Annotated in this window: 18 protein-coding genes; 9 read left to right on the top strand and 9 right to left on the bottom strand. The window is 70.3% G+C overall.

Features of this window, described 5'->3' with window-relative positions; translation table 11 throughout:
- The first annotated feature begins 108 nt into the window (after positions 1-108).
- Complete coding sequence (locus SB754_RS13945) at positions 109-1,476, top strand: NAD-dependent succinate-semialdehyde dehydrogenase (protein WP_410782905.1); 1,368 nt, start codon at positions 109-111, stop codon at positions 1,474-1,476.
- Between the two features lie 93 nt (positions 1,477-1,569).
- On the opposite strand, the gene SB754_RS13940 is transcribed toward SB754_RS13945, so the two are convergent.
- The 5 genes from SB754_RS13940 to SB754_RS13920 form a co-directional block, all read right to left on the bottom strand.
- Positions 1,570-2,331 carry an amino acid ABC transporter ATP-binding protein gene (locus SB754_RS13940; protein WP_410782904.1) on the bottom strand — a complete coding sequence of 254 codons (762 nt, stop codon included), beginning with the start codon at positions 2,329-2,331 and terminating at the stop codon, positions 1,570-1,572.
- Entirely contained in the window at positions 2,328-3,119 is a 792-nt protein-coding gene (locus tag SB754_RS13935; RefSeq protein ID WP_410782903.1) for an amino acid ABC transporter permease, read from the bottom strand. Before SB754_RS13935 ends, SB754_RS13940 begins: the two co-directional genes overlap by 4 nt.
- Before the next feature lie 36 nt (positions 3,120-3,155).
- Positions 3,156-4,034, bottom strand: a complete 879-nt coding sequence (locus tag SB754_RS13930; RefSeq protein WP_410782902.1) for a substrate-binding periplasmic protein — start codon at positions 4,032-4,034, stop codon at positions 3,156-3,158.
- On the bottom strand, positions 4,031-5,191 hold the full coding sequence (solA, locus tag SB754_RS13925) for an N-methyl-L-tryptophan oxidase (protein ID WP_410782901.1): 1,161 nt from the start codon (positions 5,189-5,191) through the stop codon (positions 4,031-4,033). The genes SB754_RS13930 and solA overlap by 4 nt, the downstream gene beginning before the upstream one ends.
- 152 nt (positions 5,192-5,343) lie before the next feature.
- Complete coding sequence (locus tag SB754_RS13920) at positions 5,344-6,132, bottom strand: DeoR/GlpR family DNA-binding transcription regulator (protein WP_410782900.1); 789 nt, start codon at positions 6,130-6,132, stop codon at positions 5,344-5,346.
- Positions 6,133-6,277: 145 nt separating this feature from the next.
- On the opposite strand from SB754_RS13920, the gene SB754_RS13915 reads away from it, so the two are divergent.
- From SB754_RS13915 to SB754_RS13895, 5 genes are all read left to right on the top strand, one after another.
- Positions 6,278-7,339, top strand: coding sequence for a 1-phosphofructokinase family hexose kinase (locus tag SB754_RS13915; RefSeq protein WP_410782899.1), 1,062 nt, complete (start codon positions 6,278-6,280; stop codon positions 7,337-7,339).
- Complete coding sequence (locus SB754_RS13910; protein WP_410782898.1) at positions 7,336-8,754, top strand: FGGY-family carbohydrate kinase; 1,419 nt, start codon at positions 7,336-7,338, stop codon at positions 8,752-8,754. Before SB754_RS13915 ends, SB754_RS13910 begins: the two co-directional genes overlap by 4 nt.
- A 40-nt stretch (positions 8,755-8,794) precedes the next feature.
- Complete coding sequence (locus SB754_RS13905; protein WP_410782897.1) at positions 8,795-9,853, top strand: aldo/keto reductase; 1,059 nt, start codon at positions 8,795-8,797, stop codon at positions 9,851-9,853.
- Entirely contained in the window at positions 9,850-10,680 is an 831-nt protein-coding gene (locus SB754_RS13900; protein ID WP_410782896.1) for a class II fructose-bisphosphate aldolase, read from the top strand. The genes SB754_RS13905 and SB754_RS13900 overlap by 4 nt, the downstream gene beginning before the upstream one ends.
- Positions 10,681-10,827: 147 nt before the next feature.
- The gene (locus tag SB754_RS13895) at positions 10,828-11,160 is read left to right on the top strand and encodes an ATP-dependent DNA ligase (RefSeq protein ID WP_410782895.1); all 333 of its coding nucleotides are present in this window, start codon (positions 10,828-10,830) and stop codon (positions 11,158-11,160) included.
- 75 nt (positions 11,161-11,235) lie between these two features.
- On the opposite strand, the gene SB754_RS13890 is transcribed toward SB754_RS13895, so the two are convergent.
- On the bottom strand, positions 11,236-12,108 hold the full coding sequence (locus SB754_RS13890) for an aminoglycoside phosphotransferase family protein (protein ID WP_410782894.1): 873 nt from the start codon (positions 12,106-12,108) through the stop codon (positions 11,236-11,238).
- Positions 12,109-12,248: 140 nt separating this feature from the next.
- Here SB754_RS13890 and SB754_RS13885 point away from each other — a divergent pair, with 140 nt between their 5' ends.
- On the top strand, positions 12,249-13,628 hold the full coding sequence (locus SB754_RS13885) for a pyridoxal phosphate-dependent decarboxylase family protein (protein ID WP_410782893.1): 1,380 nt from the start codon (positions 12,249-12,251) through the stop codon (positions 13,626-13,628).
- 67 nt (positions 13,629-13,695) lie between these two features.
- Here the strand turns inward: SB754_RS13885 and SB754_RS13880 are convergent, their stop codons facing one another.
- The 3 genes from SB754_RS13880 to SB754_RS13870 form a co-directional block, all read right to left on the bottom strand.
- Positions 13,696-13,950 (bottom strand): DUF6458 family protein, encoded by a 255-nt coding sequence (locus SB754_RS13880; protein WP_410782892.1) that lies wholly within the window; start codon positions 13,948-13,950, stop codon positions 13,696-13,698.
- Between the two features lie 13 nt (positions 13,951-13,963).
- The gene (locus SB754_RS13875; RefSeq protein ID WP_185276055.1) at positions 13,964-14,128 is read right to left on the bottom strand and encodes a hypothetical protein; all 165 of its coding nucleotides are present in this window, start codon (positions 14,126-14,128) and stop codon (positions 13,964-13,966) included.
- Positions 14,129-14,197: 69 nt separating this feature from the next.
- Entirely contained in the window at positions 14,198-14,689 is a 492-nt protein-coding gene (locus tag SB754_RS13870) for a MarR family winged helix-turn-helix transcriptional regulator (RefSeq protein WP_410782891.1), read from the bottom strand.
- Positions 14,690-14,786: 97 nt separating this feature from the next.
- On the opposite strand from SB754_RS13870, the gene SB754_RS13865 reads away from it, so the two are divergent.
- Together SB754_RS13865 and SB754_RS13860 are read left to right on the top strand one after the other, a co-directional pair.
- Complete coding sequence (locus SB754_RS13865; RefSeq protein WP_410782890.1) at positions 14,787-16,088, top strand: serine/threonine-protein kinase; 1,302 nt, start codon at positions 14,787-14,789, stop codon at positions 16,086-16,088.
- Positions 16,089-16,147: 59 nt separating this feature from the next.
- Positions 16,148-17,122 (top strand): diacylglycerol/lipid kinase family protein, encoded by a 975-nt coding sequence (locus SB754_RS13860; RefSeq protein ID WP_410782889.1) that lies wholly within the window; start codon positions 16,148-16,150, stop codon positions 17,120-17,122.

Below are 17,122 nucleotides of genomic sequence, written 5' to 3'. Positions count from 1 at the left end.
GCGGCCTGTACGACGTGGCGGGCCATAGCGGGTTCGGAAGCCGTATTGTCACAATGGGCCGTATCGACACCATGGGCTTGGCCCGTTTCAGCGAAGAAGAGGAGCGCCATGAGCTACGCCGTGACCAACCCCGCCACCGGGGAGACGGTCAAGACCTTCGACACCATCAGCGACGACGACCTGCAGGCGGCCATCGCCGCAGCGGACAACGCATTCCGGACGTGGTCGCAGACCACCACCGTCGCCGAGCGCGCCGCGCTCGTCCACCGCGTCGGCGAGCTTCACGTCGAGCGCCGCCAGGAGCTCGCGGACATCATCGTGCTCGAGATGGGCAAGCCGGTCGAGCAGGCGCTCGCCGAGGTCGACTTCGCGGGCGCCATCTACGAGTACTACGCGGACCACGCCGACGAGTTCCTGAAGGACGAGCCCATCCGGCTGCTCGACGGCGACGGCTCGGCCGTCGTCCGCCGCTCTGCTCTCGGCGTGCTGCTCGGCATCATGCCCTGGAACTTCCCGTACTACCAGGTGGCCCGGTTCGCCGGCCCGAACCTGGTGATCGGCAACACCATCCTGCTCAAGCACGCCGAGCAGTGCCCGGAGTCGGCGGCGGCCATCCAGCAGATCTTCCTCGACGCCGGTTTCCCGGAGGGCGCCTACGTCAACATCTACGCCGACCACTCCCAGATCGAGACCGTGATCGCCGACCCGCGCGTGCAGGGCGTGTCGCTCACCGGCTCCGAACGGGCCGGCGCGAAGGTCGCCGAGATCGCCGGCCGCAACCTGAAGAAGGTCGTGCTGGAGCTCGGCGGGTCCGACCCGTTCATCCTGCTGTCCACCGACGACCTGGATGCCGCGGTGCAGAACGCCGTCGACGCGCGCCTGGACAACAGCGGCCAGTCCTGCAACGCCGCCAAGCGCTTCGTCGTGATCGACGAGCTGTACCCGTCGTTCCTGGATAAGTTCACCGCGAAGCTGGCGGAGGTGGAGGCGAGCGACCCGACCAGCGAGGACTCCGCACTCGGCCCGCTCTCCTCGCTGAAGGCTGCGGAGAACCTCGACGAGCAGGTCAAGCGCGCCGTCGAGAACGGCGCGACGCTCGTCCGCGGCGGAGGCCGCAACGGCGCCTTCTTCGAGACGACCGTCCTCACCGACGTGACCCCGGACAACCCGGCCTCCAAGGAGGAGTTCTTCGGCCCGGTCGCGCAGGTGTTCCGCGCGAAGGACGAGGAGGATGCGGTGCGCATCGCCAACGACACCCCGTTCGGCCTCGGCTCGTACCTCTACACCACCGACAAGGAGCAGGCGGAGCGCGTCGCGAACCGCATCGAGGCCGGCATGGTCTTCGTCAATCTGGTCCTCGCCGACGGCGCCGAGCTGCCCTTCGGCGGGGTGAAGCGCTCCGGCTCCGGCCGCGAGCTGGGCCGCTTCGGCGCCGACGAGTTCGTCAACAAGAAGCTCATCCGCACCTCCTGGTAACCCCCTCGTCGCGGCTCCCCCCGCCGTCGAGTACGCAAAAACTGCACGGATTCGCGCTGAATCCGTGCAGTTTTTGTGTACTCGACGGTGGGGCTAGAGGACCTGGGAGAGGAAGCGGCGGAGGCGCTCGGAGCGCGGGTTGTCGAAGAGGTCGGCGGGGGCGCCCTGCTCGACGATGACGCCGCCGTCCATGAAGACGACGCGGTCGGCGACCCGGCGCGCGAAGCCCATCTCGTGCGTCACCACGACCATGGTCATACCCGCCTTGGCCAGGCTGGTCATTACGTCGAGGACGCCCTTGACGAGCTCCGGGTCGAGCGCCGACGTGACCTCGTCGAAGAGCATGAGCTCCGGATCCATCGCCAGCGCACGGGCGATCGCCACGCGCTGCTGCTGACCGCCGGAGAGCTGCGCCGGCCGCGACTGCGCCTTGTGGGCCAGCCCGACATCCGTCAGCCGTTCGATAGCGATCCGCTCGGCCTCCTGCTTGCCGATCCGCTTGACCTTGCGCAGCGAGATCGTCACGTTCTCGAGCACCGTCATGTGCGGGAACAGGTTGAAGCTCTGGAAGACCATGCCCATCCTGCTTCGCACCGCATCGATGTCGGTCTTGGGCGCCGTGATGTCTTCGTCATCGACGATCACCCGGCCGGCGGTGGGCTCCTCCAGCCGGTTCAGCAGGCGCAGGAGGGTCGACTTGCCCGACCCGGACGGACCGATGATGCACACCACCTCCCCGGGCTCGACGGTCAGGTCGATGCCTTTCAGCACCTCCACCGGGCCGAACTGCTTGTGGATGCCCTCCACCGCGACCCGCCCAGCTTTCACCGTCGCCGGTGCCGTCATCTGCATCATTTCGCCGCCTCCTGCAGCTGCTCGGGGGCCGGGGCCGAGACGGCTCCGGTCGGGGTCAGGTTGGCGTCGTGCTCGCCGACCATCGCGTTCTCGGGCCGGCGGCCGGTCTTGAACCGCTTGTCCATGTAGTTGACGACGTACGTCAGGGGGATGGTGATGATCAGGTACATGATCCCCGCGGCGACCAGCGGCGAGAGGTTGCCCGTCTGCTGCGCGGCGTCCTGGCCAATCCGGTACAGCTCCCGCTCGGACACGGTGAAGCCGAGCAGGTAGACCAGGCTGGAGTCCTTGATCGTGGCGATGAACTGGTTGGTCAGCGCCGGCAGCACATTGCGGATGCCCTGCGGGATGACGATGAGCCGCATCGCCATCCCGTGCGACATGCCGAGCGCTCGAGCGGCCTCCAGCTGCCCCGGCGGGAGCGCCTGGATGCCCGAGCGGAAGATCTCGGCGATGTACGCGCCGGCGATCAGTGCGAGGGTGAGGATCCCGTACGGGTACGAGCTGTCCCCGAAGATGTGCACGCCCATCAGCGGGAGGCCCTGCCCGAGCAGGAAGATCGTCAGGATGACGGGCAGGCCGCGCAGGAGGTCGACGTACACCCGGGCCGGGATCCGCAGGATCGCGCGCTTCGACATGCTGGCGAGGGCGATGAGGATGCCGACGAGCGACCCGAGGATCATCGCGCCGATCGCCAGGATCAGCGTGTTCGGCAGACCGATCAGGATGAGGTCGGGGAGGATCGCGGCGATCTGATCCCAGTTGAAGAAGCTGTCGATGATGTTCATGAACGTTCCCTTGGCTGGCCCGGGTGCGACGCCGGGTTACTCGACCGAGTACTTGTTGGAGGGGTGGGCGGCGTAGTACTTCTTCAGCCAGTCGATGACCGGCTGCGAGTTGTCGGCCGGGTTCCACTTCTCGAGCATCTTCTGGGTGGTGCCGTCCTTCAGGAAGGCGCGGAGCTGCTCGTTGAGGGCGACGCGGAGGTTGGTCGCCTTCTTGTTGAGGATCCAGGCGCCGCCGCGGTCCTCCGGGTTCACGGCAGAGAGCGCGATCTTCAGCGGGAACTGCTCGGTGTAGGCCTTGGCGTTCTGCGGGTCGACGAGGATGCCGTCGAGGCCGCCGCCGGAGAGTGCCAGCCGTGCGGCGTTGTTCGACGGGAAGGTGACGATGTTCGACTTCGTCCAGTACTTCTGGGCGTACTGCAGCGCCTGGCTGGACTGGAGGATGCCGATCTTCTTGCCGGCGACCTCGTCCTCCGTCTTGATCTTGGAGTCCTTGGGCACGACCAGCGCGTTGTTCCCGATGATGTCCGGGAGGGTGAAGTCGACCGTCTTGCGGCGCACGTCGGTGTCGGCGATGGAGCCCATGGTCAGGTCGGCCTGACCGCCGGCGACCAGCGGGATGAGGGTGTCGAAGTCGTGAGCCGTGATCTGCACCGACAGGCCGAGGTTCTTCGCGGCCTCCGACACGAGGGCCACGTCGACGCCGACCCACTTCTTGTCCTTGATGTACGCGAAGGGGGTGAGGTCGCTGCTGGTGACGATGGTCAGCGCGCCGGGCTTGATGGTCTCGTACTTCGAGGTCTTGCTGTCGGCGGTGCTGGACGAGCCTGCGCTGGTGCCGCTCGAGCAGGCGGTGGTGGCGACCAGTGCGGTGGCCAGGACGGCCGCCGCGAACGACGCCTTCGTGAGTCGCTTCATTTCGTTGCTCCAATGGTGAGGGGGGCGGGGGTGAATCGATCGGGGGAGAACGGGCTCAGGTCGGCGGTGGAGGCGCCGGTGAGCGCCAGCTCGGCGCCGACGTCTCCGACGGCTGCCGACATCTTGAAGCCGCGGCCGGAGCACGCGGAGAGGACGACGAGACGGGGGTGCTCGGCGGGGATGCCGATGGTGAACTCCTCGTCGGGGGTCATCGTGATCATGCAGCCGCCCGAGTGGATGGGCGTGGGCTCGAGGTCGGGAAGGGTCTCGGCGACGAAGTTCCGGACGCGCGCCAGCTCCCAGTCCTCGACGTCCTTCTTGTTCGCCGACGGGTCGACGATCTCGTACCCCTCGGTGAAGTCGAGGCCGATCTTGACCCGGTAGTCGTCGAACTCCGGGAGGCCCCAGCCGGTCTCGCCGATCGCCTCGTGCGTGAAGGCGGGGAAGGCCTCCGGGGTGAACAGCGCCTCCTTGCGGGGCTTCGGAGCGAACCACGACAGGGTCGCTCGGCGCGGGGTCAGGTTCAGCGGGAGGAAGGGGAGCAGCGTGCGCTGCCAGGCGCCGGCCGCGACGATCGCCGTCCCGACCTCGTAGGTGCGCTCGGCGGTGACGATCAGCACCGAGTCCTCCTGAGGGACGACCTCCAGCACCTCCGCGCCGACGACCCGGGCGCCGTGCGCCTGTGCGAGCCTCCACTCGGTGCGGATCGAGAGCTCCGGCTCGATGTAACCGCTGGCCGGGTCGATGACCGCGATGTCGCCATCGGTGACCAGGTGCTGGGGGAAACGGCGGCGCAGCTCGGCGTGGTCCAGGTACTCCAGTTCGAGGCCGGTCTCGGCGCTGACCTTCTCCAGTCCGGCGATGAGCGGGCTGTCCGGCGTGCCGATGGAGAGCCCGCCCGTCATGTGGAGGACGGACTCGCCGCTCTCCGCCTCCAGGTCACGCCAGAGGCCGGCCGCCCGCTGAGCGAGGGCCGACTCCTGCGGTCCCTGCGGCGTGACCGACTTGAAGACCCGGGAGAAGCCGTGCGACGAACCGCGGTCGTGTCCGGCGTCGAACTGCTCGAAGCCGATCACCTCCGCGCCGCGCGCCGCTGTCCGCCAGAGCGCAGCGCTCCCTGCGGCTCCCAATCCGATAACGCCAACCTGCGCGTCCACTTCGCTCCTCACTGAAAACGACCGGGTTTCTCTTCGCGGCGGGCCTTCGGAAGAGGGGGCCGTCCGCGAAGTAACGGAAGTCAATCACAGTGAACCGGAACGGGTCAAGCGGAAACGGATGGGAAATCAGAACGTAACAAAAGGCAAAGCGGTCAGACGCGGACGACGCGGCCGATGGCCGACTCCAGCTCGCCCGCCTGCTGGGCCGAGAGCCCGGTGTCGGTGATCAGCAGGTTGATGTCGCTCAGATCTCCGTAACGGCAGAACGCGACCTTGCCCACCTTGCTGTGATCGGCCAGCAGCACGCGGCGGTTCGAGCAGTTCAGGGCAGCGCGCTTGGTCTCCGCCTCCGCGATGTCCGGCGTGGTGAGGCCGCGCTCCACGCTCAGGCCGTTCGTGCCCAGGAAGGCGACGTCGACGTAGAGCTCCTGAAGGTTGCGGATCGCCATGGCATCCACGCTGCCGAGGGTGACGGATCGCACGCGGCCGCCCAGGATGACGACCGTCGCCGCGGTCGAGCGAGTGGCGAGCTGCTGCGCGATCGGCAGCGAATTCGTGACGACGGTGAGCGGCAGATCCGCGGGGATCAGGTCGGCGAAGTGCGCCGTGGTCGTCCCTGCTTCGATGAAGATGACGCCGTTCGACGGCAGCTCGTCCAGCGCCGCACGACCGATCCTCTCCTTTTCAGCCGTCCACTCCGTCCGCGCGGTGATCCCCGGCTCGTGCACCGGCGTCTCGACGGGGATGCCACCGCCGTGCACGCGCATGATCAGGCCGTCCGCCTGCAGCGCGGCGAGGTCTTTGCGCACGGTCTCCGGCGTGACGGAGAGGGACTTCGCGGCCGCATTGACGCGCACCCGGCCCTGCTGCCGCGCCGTCTCCAGCAGCAGCCGCTGCCGCTCCGGTCCGGACAGTCGCTCGCCGTCGTCCTCTGCCGCCATGTCGCCTCCTCGTCGCCGGCGCCGCGGTGGGAGCAGCGCGCGGAACACATCTTACGGTTTTGATTTCTCCTTGACGGTTCTGAACAATCTGTGCTTTGCTTTGTTTGCTTTGGAATTGGGGATCGACGGAAACATGGAGGCGGGCATGACGGACGGGCAGCAGCAGGATGCGATGGCGGAGGCCGTCGGCCGCCCCGACGTCGAAAGCGTGCCCGCCGGGAGGGCGATCCTCGTCGTCGGTCCCAACCCGGCGATGGACCGCACCGAGGAGATCGCCGACTTCCGGCCGCACGAGGTCAACCGCGCCCTCCGCAGCAGCCCCCGCGCCGGGGGCAAGAGCTTCATCGTCGCCCGCGCCCTGCGCCGCCTCCGAACCCCGGTCAGCGCCTACGGCTTCCTGGGTGGGCCGACCGGGCGGTACCTCCGCGACGCGTGCGCCGCCCTCGGCATCCGCGACCGGCACACGGAGATCGCAGAAGAGACGCGCATCAACACCATCCTCGTCGATGAGCGCACACGGCTGTCCACGGTGATCAACGAGCCGGGTCCTGTGGTTTCGCCCGTCGAGGCGTCCGCGCTGACGGCGGCGATCGAGGAGGACCTCCGCCCCGGCGACCTGCTCGTCCTGACCGGCAGCCTCCCTCCGGGGTGCGGCGACGACCTCTACGGCGAGCTCATCCGCCTGGCTCGCGCCCGAGAGGCTCACGTCATCGTCGACGCCGACGGGGACGCGCTGCTCGGCGCAGTCGCGGCTCGGCCCTGGGCGATCAAGTGCAACCTCGCGGAGTTCCGCGGTCTGCGCCCCGACATCCCCGCCGACGTCCTCACGGAGGAGGACCTCGCGGCTCTGACGGCCGGGATGGCAGCCGTCGTCGACAGCGGCATCGAGCTCGTCATCGTGACCCTGGGCGCGGCCGGCCTGATCGCCGCCACCTCCGGGCGGGTGATCGAGATGGATGCGCCACCGGTGGAGACGAAGAACGCCACGGGTTCCGGCGACACTCTCCTCGCCGGTCTCGTCTCGGCGATCGCCGGTGGGGGCGAACTGGAGGCCGCACTTCGGCTGGGCGTGGCGGCCGCTGCGGTCAACGCGTCGGTGCTCATCCCCGACATCGGCCCGGATCCGGACCTGGACGGCCTCCTGGCGGCGACACACGTCCGCACCCGCTCGGTGGCGACCGCCCGCACGCTGGGCGCGCGTCCGTGATCTTCGTCGGCGTCGACATCGGCACGACCCGCACCAAGGCGCTTCTGTACGATGCAGCGACGGGAGAGCGGCGCGTGGTCGCCCGTGCCACTCCGGTCCGGACGTCCGCTGCCGGAGATCTCCGTGACGCGGACGCCGTCCTCGCGACCGTCGTCGATGCCGTGGGAGGAGCCCTTTCCGGGCTGGATGCGGCCGACCGGTCGCGCGTGCGCGGCCTGGGCGTCACCTCCCTCAGCGAGGAGATGGTGCTGCTGGGCGCGGACGGGCGTTCGCTCGGGCCGATGCCGGCCTGGTACAACCGCGGCGCGGGAGGGCCGGCCGCCGCGCAGGCGGGGCTGGACCCCTCATTCTCGTGGGCTAAGCTGCGCTGGGCGCACGACGAGCTGGCGGGCGGGCGCTCTTCGCTGTTCCCTGGCGTGTTTCCGGATGACGTCGCGGGTATCGCCACGCTGAACGGCTACATCGCCGCGCAGCTGGCGGGGTCGGGCCGCCCCGTGGTGGATCACTCCCACGCCTCCCGGACGGGCTTCTTCGACGTGCGCGAGGCGCGCTGGCTGCCGGACGTCTTCGCAGCGACCGGCTGGGCTCCTGGCCTGCTGCCGGAGCTCGTACCGACGGGAAGGAGTGTCGGCACCCTTCAGCCCGGGCTCGCAGAGCGTTGGGACGTGCCTGCGACCGCCGAGGTCGTCCTGGCCGGTCACGACCACTTCTGCGGCGCGTACGGCATCGGACTCCGTGGCGGCGGCGGGCTCTACATCTCGGCCGGCACGTCGGAGGCGCACTGCCTGATCCTCGACTGGCTGCCCGACGGCGAACTGCCCGACGGCGTCGGCGTCGGCCGGTTCGTCGACGGTCGGCGGTTCTATCTGCACGCCCAGCTTCCGTCCGGGCATCTCTACCGGCACTGGACGGGGCTGCTCGGCCTCGACGCCCTCACCCCCGATGAGGAGGCCGCCGAGCTGGCTCGGCGACCGATCGGGTCCGACGGCACCGTGCTCCTGCCCGGATCGGGGACCGACCTCCGCAGCCACCTGCTCGACGTCGCGGCCCCGGCCGACGGCCCGACCATCCTGCGCGCGCTCTACGAAGGGCTGGCCTGCGCAGCGCTGCAGCTCGATCGGGACCTCACCGTGTTCGCGGGCGTGCAGGCGAACACTGTACTGGCCGCCGGCGTCCCGTGCTCCAGCCCGGTGTGGCGGGAGGCGCGAGCGCAGCTCTCCGACGCACCGCTCGCCGTGAGCACGGAGACGGAGGCCCCGGCACTCGGGGCGGCGGTCCTCGCCCAGCTCGCGACGACCGGTGTGGCCGCACCCCCGGAGCCGGCGGTCGCTGTCGAGGTCGATTCGGCCCTCCAGAGCGCCTACACCGGGGTCTACCAGCGCTACCTGCGCGCACGGCATCGCGTCGCCTCCTGACCCGCAATTCCACGAACCACCACCGTTGAAGGGAACAGCCATGTCCAACGCACCCTCCGGGAGCGACCTGCCGCGCCGGCGACTCGGCACCACCGACCTCCAGATCACCCGTGTCGGGTTCGGATCGCTCGCGATGGGAGGAGCGCAGTGGGTCTCCGGTCGCGGCGAACAGAGCGAACGGGACTCGCTCGCCAGTGCACGTGCGGCGGTCGAAGCCGGTGTCAACTGGATCGACACGGCTCCGGTGTACGGTCGCGGTCTCGCGGAAGAACTCGTCGGGCGCGTGCTCCGCGATTTCGCCGAGCCCGATCGTCCGCTCATCTTCACCAAGGCCGGTCTCGGCTGGGACGACGATGACCCGCGAGGTGAGCCGGTCCGGACCGGGGACCCGGCGCGCATCCGCCGCGAGGTGGACGACTCGCTTCGGCGGCTCGGCGTCGAGCGCATCGACCTGTTCCAGATGCACTGGCCGCCGCTCGACGCGTACACGGTCGACGACTACTGGCCGGTGTTCGCCGAGCTGCGCGACGCGGGCAAAGTCCGCGCGATCGGCCTGTCGAATCACAGCGTCGAGGAGCTCGCAGCCGCCGAGCGGATCGCGCACGTCGACTCCATGCAGCCTCCGCTCTCCGCCCTCACCCGCGATGCGGCGGCCGACGTGATCCCGGCGTCTCTGGCGAACGGCACCGGCGTGCTCGCGTACGCGCCGATGGAGTCGGGGCTGCTCACCGGCGCCTTCACCGAGGAGCGTGCCCGCACGCTCTCGGACACGGACTGGCGCCGGAACAGCCCGGAGCACACCGGCGAGGGACTGCGGCGCAACCTGCAGGTCGTCGACGCGATCGCCGCCGTTGCCGCCGAGCGCGGCGTCTCCACCAGCGCGATCGCGGTGGCCTGGGCCCTCGCCGTCGACGGGGTGACCGGCGCGATCGTCGGTGCGCGCGTCCCTGAGCAGACCGACGACTGGATCGCCGCGGCCTCCCTCGACCTGACCCGTGAGGAGTCGAGCCGTATCGCGGACGCGATCGAGGTTTTCGGGGCGGGGACCGGTCCGGCGCGTCCGGCCCGTTCGCGGGCGTCGGATGGGGTGCCCGCGTGAGCCTGGTCAGCCCGGCGGAACTCCTCGCGGAGTCGCCGACTCCCGCGGTGGCGGCGTTCAACGTCATCCTGCTCGAACAACTCGAGGCGTTCGTCGCGGCCGCAGAGCACGCGTCGACGGGCCTCATCCTGCAGCTCTCGCAGAACGCCGTGCGGTATCACGGCTCGCTCGCGCCCCTCGGTGCTGCGATGCTTGCGGCGGCGCGGCAGGCGGACGTCCCGATCGCGGTCCAGCTCGATCACGCCGACGACGTGGAGCTGATCCAGGAAGCCGTGAGCTTCGGCTTCACCTCGATCATGTTCGACGGCTCGAAGCTGGAGGTGACGGAGAACGTCGCGCGCACGGCCTCCCTGGCCGCCGTACTGCACCGGAGCGGGGTCTGGGTGGAGGCGGAGCTCGGCGAGATCGGCGGGAAGGACGGAGTCCACTCGGCGACGGCCCGCACGGATCCCTCCGAGGCGGCCGCGTTCGTGGAGGCCACCGGCGTCGACGGGCTGGCCGTCGCGGTCGGAAGTTCGCACGCGATGACGGAGCAGTCGGCCTCCCTCGACCTCGGCCTGGTGGCGGCGCTGCGGGAGAGCGTGCCTGTCCCGCTCGTGCTCCACGGGTCATCCGGCGTCGGCGACGCGCTCGTGCGCGAGGCCTGCCGGGCCGGCATCCGCAAGGTCAACGTCGGCACACGTTTCAACGTCGTGTTCACGACCGCCGTGCGCGACGCCCTGGCCGCCGATCCGACGGTCGTCGACCCGCGCCGCTACCTCCGCGTCGGGCGCGACGCCGTCGCCTCCGAGGCAACCCGCATCCTCGCCACCCTCGGGACTTCCTGAGCGTCCCCACCCGCCGTCGAGTACACAAAAACTGCACGGATTCAGAGCGATTCGGTGCAGTTTTTGTGTACTCGACGGCGGGTGGGGGGCGGTTGCGGTGGGGGCGCGGGCGCAGTCCGGGCGTACGGTGTCGGGTGGAGGCGCCCGATGGGATACATGATGTACGACAGCAGCACGCAGATCTCGTTCGACGACCGCGTGCTCGCGCACCTCGAGGTGGTGATCGTCTCCAAGCTGAGGCGCAAGGAGTCGTTCGCCCTGAGCTGGCGGGAGGCGCCCGAGAACGGTGACGGGCGCACCACGATCTGGATCGACCCATCCATCCCACTGCGTTTCCGCTACAACGGCTCGCGTCCGCCCGGGCTCGACCGGGAGTGGATCGAACGCCTCGCCGCCTCGGCGGCGAGCTCGTCGGGTCTCGTCGCCGTGGATGAGGACGGCCAGCCGGTCAACGGCACCACGCACGAGCGCGGCCTCTAGCACCGCGGGACCGAGCGCCGCGGGATCGAGCACGGCGCGACCGAGCGCCGCGGGATCCAGCACTCGCGCCGCAGGTCACGCCGCCAGCTGCTCCAGCGCGTGACGGGCGAGTGCGGCCATCCGCGGGTTGTCGTCCGACGACGTCGCCAGTGCGGAGGCCATCACGACGGCCCAGCCGCGTGCGCGCCGCCAGGTGGCGGCGTCGTGCCCGGGGAGCGCCCGGCGGAACTCCTCCCGCGCCCCTCCGTCGAAGGTGAGCCAGGCCGTGGCCAGGTCGGTGGCGGGGTCGCCGGACGTGACGTCTCCGAAGTCGATCACCGCCGCGAGCGCGCCGTCCTCCGCGAGCAGCAGGTTGCCCGGGTGCAGGTCGCCGTGAAGGAGCATCGGAGGGCCGTCCCAGACCGGCGCATCGAGGGCGTCGCGCCAGGCCTGCTCGAGGTGTGCGACCTCCATCCGGCCGGCCAGCGAGCGCAGCCGCAGACGCACGGCCTCGTGCCGGGATGCCAGGGGCACGCCGCGCACCGGATTGTGCGGCGCATCGGGAGCAGGCAGCGACAGGTCGTCGAGGAAACGGGCCAGCGGTTCGGCGAGACCGGCGCGCGATACGGCGTCGACGGAGGCGCCATCCGTTCCGTGGAACCACTCGACGACGCTCCACGGCCACGGGAAGGCCGCCGACGGCAGGCCGACCCGCACCGGGACCGGGACCGCGACGTGGACGCGTGCGGCGATGCCCGGCAGCATCCGCTGCTCGTGCTCGATGAGGTGCGCAGCCACCTCCCGTCGCGGCACCCGGACGGCGAGCCGTTCGCCGAGCCGGTACAGCTGGTTGTCCCAGCCGTCGGAGACCAGTCGCAGCTCGCCGCGCAGGTCGGGGTGCTGCTCGGACAGCAGCCGGCCGACCAGTTCGGCATCGGTGTCGATGTCGGCGGCGGGTGTGTCGGTCACCGCTCGAACGTAGCAGAATGAGCGTGCGAGCCGACACGCGCGCTATTAAGCTGCACCAGACGCGCCTATCGCGCAGATTCTGTGCGCACATCGCCAAACGTCTGCGGGTTCCGTGTGAAAGCATATCCGTCGGAGGTTCCATGACTGACACGCCCGCCCCGTCGCCCGACCGCATGCACGCCGTGACCCCGGAGACCCGGGAGCTCGTCGACCTCGTGCTCGACTACTCGCGCCGCCGCATCCTGAGCGAGGACACCCCGCTCGACAAGCCCTTGCCCGAGTTCGAGTTGCGCCGCCTCGCCGGTCAGACGGTCTCTGAGAAGGGCATCGGCGCCGAACGCGCCCTCGCCCTGTTCGAGCACGTGCTCGCTCCCGCGTGCATCACCACCGACCACCCGCGCTACCTGTCGTTCATCCCGACCGCTCCCACCAAGGCGGCCACCGCCTTCGACCTGGTGGTCTCCGCCAGTGCGGTCTACGGCGGTTCCTGGCTGGAGGGCTCCGGCGCCGTGTACGCCGAGAACCAGGTGCTCTCCTGGCTGGCGGCGGAGTTCGGGCTGCCGTCGACCGCCGGCGGCGTCTTCGTGCAGGGCGGGACCCTGGGCAACCTGTCCGCCCTGGTCGCCGCGCGGGATGCCGCGCGGACCGAGCGCGGCAACCCGGCCGGCCGCTGGGTGATCGTCTGCAGCGCCGAAGCGCACTCCTCCATCTCGTCCGCGGCACGGGTGATGGATGTCGACGTCGTCGCGGTCTCGCCCGGGGAGTCCGGGCGGCTCACCGGCGACGCGGTCCGCCCGGCGCTCGAGGAGTACGGGGACGCCGTGTTCGCCGTCGTCGCGACCGGGGGATCCACCAACTTCGGCATCGTCGACGACATCGCCTCCGTCGCAGCGCTGAAGTCGGACTTCTCGTTCTGGCTGCACGTCGACGGCGCCTACGGCCTGGCCGGGATGCTGTCGCCGCTCGCCCGCCACCGCTTCGCCGGCGTCGAGCACGCCGACTCGGTGATCGTGGACCCGCACAAGTGGCTGTTCGCGCCCTTCGACGCCTGCGCCCTGATCTACCGCGATCCGGAGATGGGCCGCCGCGCCCACACGCAGCACGCCGAGTACCTCGACACCCTGACCGACAACGTGGAGTGGAGCCCGTCCGACTACGCGGCCCACCTCACGCGCCGCGCCCGCGGGCTGCCGTTCTGGTTCTCGCTTGCGTCGCACGGCGCGACCGCGTACCGCGACGCCGTGACGGCCTCCATCAGGCTCGCCGAGCAGATCGCCGACGAGATCGATGGTCGCGATGGCTTCCGCCTGGTGCGCCGGCCGGAGCTCTCGGTCGTGGTGTTCGAGCGCGAGGGCTGGAGCAAAGAGGACTACGCGGTGTGGTCCGCCCGCCTGCTCGACGAGCAGCGTGCCTTCGTCACGCCGAGCTCGCACGCCGGACGTCCGAACACGCGGTTCGCCGTCCTGAACCCGCTGACGACCTTCGACGATCTGGTGGGAATCCTCGACACCATGGAGTGACGCGGGCGCACGAGAAGACCCCCGGGCCGTTGGGCCCGGGGGTCTTTCCGCGTTCGAGAGGGAGGCGTCAGACGATGTCGTCCGACTCGCCCGTCCGGCGCGTCACGCGCTCGCCCGTCGCAGGATCGACGGCCGTGCGCGTGGTGGCGACGGAGGTGCGACGCCGGGTGAGCAGCACGATCCCGATGATGATGCCGATGATGCCGGCGAACATCAGGATGTAGCCCACCAGGTGCAGGTCGATCCAGCCGACCTGGACATTGAGTGCGAACGCGAGGATCGCGCCCACGACGACCAGGAAGATCCCTGCGCCGAGGCTCATGGCGTCTCCCGGCCTAGACTCGCCGGCTCCCGGTGAGCAGTCGCACCAGCCAGACGATCACAGCCAGCACGAGCAGGATGATGCCGACCCAGAGCAGGAAGTTCAGCGACGATACGAACCCACCGGTGAGCAGCAGGATGATCGCGATGATGGCGATGATGATGAGCAGGATGTTCATGGAGAAGTGTCCTTTCCTTGACGCGCTCCACACAACAACTGCTTCAATTGCCTAGCAATCCCCTTGACTTCACGTCCGTTTCGGCCTAGCTGATCGCTCGGCGGCGATCCGATCGACCGTTTCGCGCATCTTCGTGAGGAACCGGGTGACGGTCTCGGCTTCGTCGGGGCTGAGTTCCGCTGTCGCCGCAGCGATCTGCTCCTGGGAGGCCGCGAGCAGGGGGCCGGTGTCGCCGAGCGCGGCACGCGTCGGGACGAGCTCCACGGACCGCTTGTCGGTGCGGCTGGGCCGGCGCTCGACGAAACCGGCCCGCGTGAGCCGGTCGACGAGAAGGGTGGTGGAGGCGCTGGACACGCCCAGGTAGGCGCTGACGTCCTTGGCGAAGGTGGGCCGGCCGAGGGCCGTGTTGTCGAGGATCAGCCGGAGGGCGAGCAGGTCGTTCTCGCCGATCCCCATGGCGGCGCCGGTGCGCCTGCGCATCGCCGCCTCGGCCGCACGGTAGACCTGCAGCGCCTCGAGCACGCCCGTGTCGGGCCGAGGCGCTTCCGGTTCGTGCTTCACCCTCTTCAGTCATGCCCTCTTGCTCTGTAGATGCAACGGGGGTGGACCCGACTGTCGGCGGATTCACGGACACGGGATGGGCGCGTATGCTCGCGCGGTGGATGAACGAGTGCTCCTCGAGCGGTACGAGCTGCACGACCAGCTGGGTCGGGGCGGAATGGCGACGGTTTTCCGTGCGGTCGACCGACGGCTGGACCGCGAGGTCGCGGTCAAGGTGTTCGCCAGTGGAACAGCGGTGGAGGATGCGCGGCGGCGCACCGAGGCCTCCATGCTCGCCCGGCTGAGCCATCCGCACCTGGTGGCTCTGCACGACGCGCACCTGGCGTCGGACGGCGACACCACCCCGAGCTTCCTGGTCATGGAGCTGGTGGACGGGGAGGACCTCCGCAGCCGCCTCGAGCACGGGCCGTTGACGCCCGACGAGGCCGTCGAGGTGGCGGTGGGGATCGCCGAAGCGCTCGTGGCGGTGCATGAGGCGGGGATGGTGCACCGGGACCTGAAGCCGGGCAACATCCTGCTCGCCGACGCCAGCGTCCCCGGTGGCCGGCCGGTCGTGAAGCTGGCCGACTTCGGCATCGCGCACCTGATCGGCTCCGAGCGCATCACGACCATCGGCACCGTGATCGGGACCGCCGGCTACCTCAGCCCCGAGCAGATCTTCGAGGGCGAGCCCGGGCCCGCCGCCGACATCTACTCGCTGGGGCTCGTCATCCTGGAGGCGCTCACCGGCGTCCGCGAATACCCCGGGACGGCGGTGGAGGCGGTGGCTGCGCGGGCGGCGCGGGATCCCCGCATCCCGGCCTCTCTGCCCGAGGACTGGCGCGGATTGCTCGGCGCCATGACGGCCCGCGACCCGCGGCCGCGCCCGACCGCTCTGGAGGTCGCCGTCATGGTGCGGGAGCTGGCACCCCAGCTGGCGGGCTGGGAGCCGGAGGAGCCCCAGGCGCCGGAGGATGTCGCCACGGTCGCGATGCGCGCGGACGAGCTCGGAGCGGCTGCGGCCGCGGGTGCGGCGGAGCCGACGCGCATCCTGCCCAGCCGCCGTTCGTCGCGGCCGCAGCCGTCGACCCGGCGCCGTCGGGGGATCGTCGCGACCGGCGCGGTCGCCGGCAGCATCCTGGTGGTCCTGGCCACGCTGGGCCTCGGCAGCCTGATGGCCCCGGCGTCGGAGCCGCGCAGCGTCCCGACGACGCCCCGTCCGACGCCCAGCGTCGTGGCGCCTCCCGCCACCGTCGCTCCGGCCGAAGCGCCGGCCACCCAGGCGCCGGTGCAGCAGCAGCAGCCGGTGCAGCAGCAGCCGGCTCAGCCGCCCGCGAAGCAGGACCCCGCGAAGCCAGGCAAAGGCAACGGCAACGACAAGCCCGGCAAGGGCCCCGGCGCCAAGAACGGCAAGGGCTGACCCGCCCGGGCGGTCCGCGCTCCTTCCCCACCTGCGTGATCGCCGGTACTGTCCGGGGTATGCCCGAGCATCCGAGGACCGCCGCCATCGTCGTCAACCCGGTGAAGGTGGATGAGCCGGCACTGCGGGAGGCGCTCGCCGCCGCGGAGGAGCGCTGGGGTTGGGCACAGACGCTGTGGCTCGAGACGACCCAGGACGACCCGGGCGCCGGGCAGACGAAGCAGGCGCTCGAAGAGGGTGTGGATGTCGTCATCGCGGCCGGCGGGGACGGAACGGTCCGCACGGTGGCGGAGGCGCTGCGCGGCAGCGACGTGCCGATCGCGCTGCTCCCGTCCGGCACCGGTAACCTCCTGGCCCGGAACCTGAACCTGACGCTGGACGACGTCGAGAACGCCCTCGACTCCGCGTTCGGCGGCGACGACCGCTCCATCGACATGGGAGTGGTCGAGCTGCGGGAGGGCGACGGTCCGACCCGGCGGCACGCGTACCTGGTGATGGCCGGAGTCGGGATCGACGCGCGGATGATCGCCGCGACCGACGACGACCTCAAGGCGCGGCACGGGTGGCTCGCCTACGTCAAGGCGATCGGAACGGTCCTGCGCGACAAGAACACGCTCCGCGTCCGCTACCGTCTCGATCAGAAGGGCGTGCACGCGGCCCGCGCGCACACCGTCCTGATCGGCAACTGCGGCTCGCTGCCCGCCAACATACTGCTGCTGCCGGAGGCCGCGGTCGACGACGGCGAGTTCGACATCGTCGTTCTCCGGCCGGAGGGCTTCATCGGCTGGGTGCAGATCGTGGTCAAGATCTTCTGGGAGAACGGCGTCCTCCGCCGCACCACCGTCGGTCGGCGCCTCATGGGCGCCGACCGCGAGGTGCGGGCGATGAACTACCTGAAGGGCCGCGAGTTCGTGATGCGGCTGAGCCGCGCCGAGGAGGTCGAGCTGGACGGCGACCTGTTCGGCCGCGCCTCCGCGCTCCGCACCTGGGTCGATCCGTCCAGCCTCACCGTGAAGGTGCCGCGGTCGGAGTAG

Source organism: Leifsonia sp. SIMBA_070, assembly GCF_046534635.1.
In the GTDB taxonomy this organism is placed as follows: domain Bacteria; phylum Actinomycetota; class Actinomycetes; order Actinomycetales; family Microbacteriaceae; genus Leifsonia.
Note: the sequence above shows the minus strand (reverse complement) of the source record. Positions and strands in the feature narration are given on the sequence as shown.